4 protein-coding genes and 1 pseudogene are annotated in these 5259 nt (G+C 69.7%); 3 read left to right on the top strand and 2 right to left on the bottom strand.

Features of this window, described 5'->3' with window-relative positions; translation table 11 throughout:
* A partial coding sequence (locus AC1DVT_RS17720; RefSeq protein WP_477390448.1) for a helix-turn-helix transcriptional regulator occupies positions 1-1978 on the top strand: 1978 nt, incomplete at its 5' end.
* On the opposite strand, the gene AC1DVT_RS17715 is transcribed toward AC1DVT_RS17720, so the two are convergent.
* Positions 1968-2828, bottom strand: a complete 861-nt coding sequence (locus tag AC1DVT_RS17715) for an alpha/beta hydrolase (protein ID WP_477390446.1) — start codon at positions 2826-2828, stop codon at positions 1968-1970. The two genes, AC1DVT_RS17720 and AC1DVT_RS17715, sit on opposite strands and share 11 nt — an antisense overlap.
* Before the next feature lie 118 nt (positions 2829-2946).
* Here AC1DVT_RS17715 and AC1DVT_RS17710 point away from each other — a divergent pair.
* A pseudogene (locus AC1DVT_RS17710) lies at positions 2947-3123 on the top strand (TetR family transcriptional regulator); the annotation flags it as partial.
* A 316-nt stretch (positions 3124-3439) separates the two neighbouring features.
* Here the strand turns inward: AC1DVT_RS17710 and AC1DVT_RS17705 are convergent.
* Positions 3440-3622, bottom strand: a complete 183-nt coding sequence (locus AC1DVT_RS17705; protein WP_477390444.1) for a hypothetical protein — start codon at positions 3620-3622, stop codon at positions 3440-3442.
* On the opposite strand from AC1DVT_RS17705, the gene AC1DVT_RS17700 reads away from it, so the two are divergent.
* Positions 3567-5243 carry an MDR family MFS transporter gene (locus AC1DVT_RS17700; RefSeq protein WP_477390442.1) on the top strand — a complete coding sequence of 559 codons (1677 nt, stop codon included), beginning with the start codon at positions 3567-3569 and terminating at the stop codon, positions 5241-5243. The two genes, AC1DVT_RS17705 and AC1DVT_RS17700, sit on opposite strands and share 56 nt — an antisense overlap.
* Positions 5244-5259 lie beyond the last annotated feature (16 nt).

Here is a 5259-nt window from a genome sequence, read left to right as displayed (position 1 = left end):
ACTCGAACTCGCGTTCGCCGGGCGGTACGCCGAGCTCGCACCGGCAGCCCGCCTGGGCGTGCTCGCCGCGGCACTCGGCTGCGAGTCGATCGAGGACGCGACCCTCGCAGTGACACAGGTGCTCGGCGGTCAACCCTCCGGCGACTGGCTCGGGGCCGCAGCAGCAGCAGGGCTGGTCGATCCGGTGCAGGGCGGCCTCGGGTTCCGGCATCCGCTCGTCCGCTCCGCCGTCGCGAGTGCCGCCGATCCGGTGGAGCGCACGGCACTGCTGCGCGCACTGGTCGACACCATCCCGGATCCCGCGCGCACCGTCTGGTGGCGGGCCGACCTGGCGTCCGGCACCGACCCCGAACTCGCGGACGAACTCGAGCAGCTCGGCGAGGCGGGTCTCGCAGCGGGCGACTCCGCCCTGGCACTGCGCGCGCTCCGGCGAGCGGCGGAGCTGACCAGGCCGTCGCCGCAGCGCACCGACCGCCTGCTCCGCGCCGCCGGCGCGGCCGATCGCATGGGGTTACACCGGATCGCGTTCGGGCTCATCGAGGCGGCGGATGCCGAGACCGACGATCCGCGTGCGCAGGCGCGTGCCGCGTGGATGCGCGAACTCCTGCCCCTCGAGGAGTCGGCGCTCTCGCACGGCGATCTGCGCCCGGCGACCGCCGCCATCGACGGCATGCGTCGAGCGGGCGATGCCGATGCCGCCCTCGACGCGCTGCTGCATCTTGCTTCGATCGCGTGGGGCCTGTCCACCGACCCGGATCCCGGCCACCTCATCGCGGAGGCGGCGAGCGCGTTCCGCCTGAATCCCGACGAGCCGCGCGCGCTCCTGCTGACGGCGGTCACCCGGCCGGCCGAGGGCGGCGACGAGGTGATCGCGCGGATCCGCGACCACGTCTCCATCGCCCCCGATGACGCCCTCGGCGCCTGGCACGTGGGCTACGCGCTCAACCTCTGCGGCGAGATCGGACCCGCCGCGGACTATCTGCAGCGAGCGGTCGACGGATTCCGGGCTCGCGACAACCGGGCGCTGCTGCCGCATGCGCTCATGGCACAGGCCTGGATCTGCTTTCTGCAGGGACGGTTCGCTCAGGGGCGAGCGGCCATCGACGAGTGCATCACGATCGCCGTCGATGTCGAGGATCCAGGGCTCGCGACGGCCGCACGCACGGCGCTCGCCTGGTACGACTCGCTCGAGGGCACTCCTCCCGACCGCGCCGCGATCGCGGGATCGTCGCCGCTCGGCGCGCTCGCCCTGGAAGCCCAGTCCCCACGGGCGACGCTCGTCTTCGCCGAGGGCTGCGCAGCACTGGTGGACGGCCGGCCGCGCGACGCCGAACGCCTGCTCGGGCGCCTCGCCGACCCGGCCGACCCGGTGTACAACCTGATGTTCCGGATCGTCTCGCTGCCCGACCTGGTCGAAGCCGCGGTGCTGGCCGGCCATCGCCGACCGGCCGAGGCCCAGATCGCGGCGGTCGCAGCGATCCACGCGGGCTGGCACGCGCCCGTGCTCGACGCGTCCCTGCGGTATGCCCGCCTCGCGCTGACCGACGACGCACTGCTGGACGAGGCATCCGCTGCGATCGAGCGCGACCCGCTGCCGGTCCCCTTCCTGCACGCTCGGGCGCACCTGCTGATCGGCGCGCGCCTGCGACGGATGCGGCGACCCATCGACAGCCGCCGCCACCTGCACCAGGCACTCACCCTGTTCGAACAGTTCCCGGCGCGGAAATGGGCKGATCGCACCCGCGACGAGCTGCGCGCCTCCGGCGAGCGGCTTCCGGACGCCGAGCCGTCCGGAAGCCACGTCCTCACCCCGCAGGAGCTCCGGGTGGCGGAGCTGGCCGCGAGCGGGCTGAGCAATCGCCAGGTCGCCGAGCGGCTCTTCCTGTCGCCGCGGACGATCGGCGCGCACCTCTACACCGCGTTCCGCAAACTCGGGATCAGCACGCGGGAGCAGCTTCCCGGCGCACTCAGGCCGTAAGCGACGCCGCGCCCACCCGGGTGAGGAAGTCGAGCGCGGTCTGGGCCACTTCGGCCCAACCGTGGTCGATCGTCAGCGAGTGCCCGCGGTTCGGAATGATGGTCAGCTCGGTGATCCCCGGGTTCTTCGACTGGATCTTGAAGGCCTGCTCGGTGGGCTTGACCGGAACGGTGTGGTCGAGCTCCCCGCCGATGATCAGCAGCGGGCCCCGATCGGGGTTCTTCGAGTCGACCTTCGTCTCACTGAAGGGATTGAGGTTGGCGGTGACCACCTGGAAGATCGGGTTGCCCGCCGCCGCGACATGGAACTCGTCGTACAGCGCGCGGGCTTCGTCCGCCTCGAGGGCGTTCGCCCAGCCGTAGGTGAAGTCCTCGAACGACAGGGTGACGCCGTGCTTGAGGCTGTTGCCGGGGTGCGAGACCACGGGCGCCGATGACTTGAACGACGAGGCCGGCACCGCGAGCACGCCCTGGAACGGTGCAGGGTCGACGGCGACGGTGGCGACGGATGCCCCGGCCCCGGCGATCTTCTGAGCGATCAGTCCGCCGAACGAGTGGCCGACGACGGCCGGCTTCAGGGTCAGCTCGCCGATCGCCTCGAGGTAGTGGTCGGTGACCTCCTGGACCATCTTCGAGGCGAACGCGTCAGGGTTGGCCCTGGCATCCTCGATGGACTCGGGGTCATCGGGCCAGCCCGGCGCGATCGTGGTGTAGCCGGCCTCCTCGAAGCGGGCACGCCAGCGATCCCAGCTGCTGGAGAGCAGCCAGAGGCCGTGCACGAAGACGACGGGCCGCAGCCCCGACTGGTTGGCCCGTTCGATTTCAGCGGATTCGAGAGCGGTCAATGACATGGGATCTCCTCATCGTGTGGCGAACACGTGCAAGCGTCCTCCACACCGCGGCCCGCGGCATCCGTCACCCCTACCTAGATTCCCGCGCAATTTGCACCTTGCGCAGTAGAGTGCAAGAATGCACTTCATGAATGAAAGTGCACCTTCCCTGCGTGAGCGCCGCACCGCGGCGACCTCCGTCGGGCTGCGGACCGAGGCGCGCCGGCTGACGGCGGAGCGCGGCTTCGCCGGATTCACGATCGAGGAGCTGTGCTCCGAGGTCGGCGTCTCCCGCCGCACGTTCTTCAACTACTACGCCTCGAAAGAGAACGCGGTGCTGGGCTTCGCGGTGCACTCCGACAACGCCGATCTCGCCGAGGCGTTCGTCTCGGGCACCGGCACGCTGCTCGACGACTTCGCCGAGCTGCTCATCGCGCGGTTCGAGCAGCTGGATCTCACCAAGTCCGAAGCCGACGAGCTCGGCCGGGTCTTCGACCGCGAGCCTCGCCTCTTCGCCCACTTCATCGGCCTCGCCGCCGAGGGCGAGCGCGACGACATCGCCCTGGTCAAGCGCCGCCCGGATGCGAGCGCCGAACTGGATGCCGAGACCGTCGTGATCGTCTTCAGCGCCGTCATGCGGCCCGCCGTCTTCGAATACTTCGCCAACGACCACCAGGATTTCCGGATTCTGGTCCTCCGCCGACTCGACGCGGTCCGCCGCGTCTTCTCGCTCTCCCTCCCACCCGAACGGAACCCCTCATGACCATCGCCGCCCCGGCGCCGCTTCTGCTGACGAAGCGGCGCATCTGGATCATCTTCAGCGCCCTCATCGCGGGAATGCTGCTGTCCAGCCTCGACCAGACCATCGTCTCGACCGCGATGCCGACCATCGTCGGCGAGCTCGGCGGCGTCGACCACCAGGTGTGGATCACCACCGCGTACCTTCTGGCCACGACCCTCGTGATGCCCGTCTACGGCAAACTCGGCGACGTGCTCGGCCGGCGCCGGCTGTTCCTCATCGCAATCGCCCTGTTCACGGTCGCCTCGGCGGCGTGCGCCTTCGCCGGAGACTTCTGGATGTTCGTGGTCTTCCGCGCCATCCAGGGCCTCGGCGCCGGTGGCTTGATGATCCTCTCCCAGGCGATCATCGCCGACATCGTTCCCGCCAACGAGCGCGGCAAGTACCTCGGCCCGCTCGGCGCGATCTTCGGCCTCTCGGCGGTCGCCGGCCCGCTCCTGGGCGGCTTCTTCGTCGACCACCTCACCTGGCAGTGGGCGTTCTACATCAACATCCCGGTCGGCATCGCCGCGTTCGTGATCGCGCTGTTCGCCCTCACCCTGCCGAACAAGAAGGCCACACAGCCGATCGACATCCTCGGCATCGTCTTCCTGTCCGCAGCCACGACGTGCCTGATCTTCTTCACCGACTTCGGCGGCGACAAGGACTTCGGGTGGGACTCCCCCGCCACGTGGGCATGGGGCGTCGGGCTGCTCGTCGCTGCGGCCGCCTTCATCTTCGCCGAGGCCAAGGCGAAGGACCCGATCATCCCGCTCAGCCTGTTCCGCAACCCCGTCTTCGTGAATGCGACGGCGATCGGCCTGACCCTCGGGCTCGGCATGTTCGCGGCCATCGGGTTCGTGCCGACGTTCCTGCAGATGTCCTCCGGCACCTCGGCCGCGACATCCGGCCTGCTCATGATTCCGATGATGGTGGGCCTGATGGGCACCTCGATCGCCTCGGGCATCCTGATCACGAAGACCGGGCGCTACAAGATCTTCCCGATCCTCGGCACGATCATCACCGGGCTCGCGATGGTCGCGATGACGACGCTCAGCGCGTCGACCCCGATCTGGCTGATCTGCGTCTTCCTCTTCGTCTTCGGCGCGGGTCTCGGCCTGATCATGCAGGTCGTGGTGCTCGTCGTGCAGAACGCCGTCCCGGCGTCCGAGATCGGCACCGCGACCAGCACGAACAACTACTTCCGCGAGGTCGGTGCGGCACTGGGCACCGCGGTGTTCGGCACGATCTTCACCACTCGCCTCACCGAGAACCTGCAGGGCGTCTTCGCCGACGCGGGCGCTTCGGCAGCGGATGCCGCGAACGCGACCTCGTCCCTCGCCCCTCAGACGCTCAGCCAGCTGCCGGATTCGATCCGCGACGGCGTGGTGAACGCGTACGCGGATGCCTTGGCCCCGGTGTTCTGGTACCTGCTGCCGTTCATCGGCATCGCGTTCGTGCTCGCGCTCTTCCTCAAGCAGATCCCGCTGTCCGACGTCGCCGGGCTCATCGCCCGCGGCGAGGCCATCGGCGGCGAGGAGGCGGAGCTGCTCGAAGCGCAGCTGCGCGACGGAGTCGCCGCGGATGAGGGTCGCGAGGCCGAACTCGTCACGACCGGCGCCGTTCGCACCGTGGACGCGAGTCCTGACGAACGCTGATCGAGACGTGCAAGAG

The organism is Microbacterium sp. P2_F9 (genome assembly GCF_056403635.1).
Note: the sequence above shows the minus strand (reverse complement) of the source record. Positions and strands in the feature narration are given on the sequence as shown.

Bases quoted from the DNA above. Each gene is read 5' to 3' on its own strand.
- AC1DVT_RS17715 (WP_477390446.1), bottom strand. From the start codon at position 2,828: ATGTCATTGACCGCTCTCGAATCCGCTGAAATCGAACGGGCCAACCAG.
- AC1DVT_RS17700 (WP_477390442.1), top strand. From the start codon at position 3,567: ATGACCATCGCCGCCCCGGCGCCGCTTCTGCTGACGAAGCGGCGCATC.
- AC1DVT_RS17705 (WP_477390444.1), bottom strand. From the start codon at position 3,622: ATGATCCAGATGCGCCGCTTCGTCAGCAGAAGCGGCGCCGGGGCGGCG.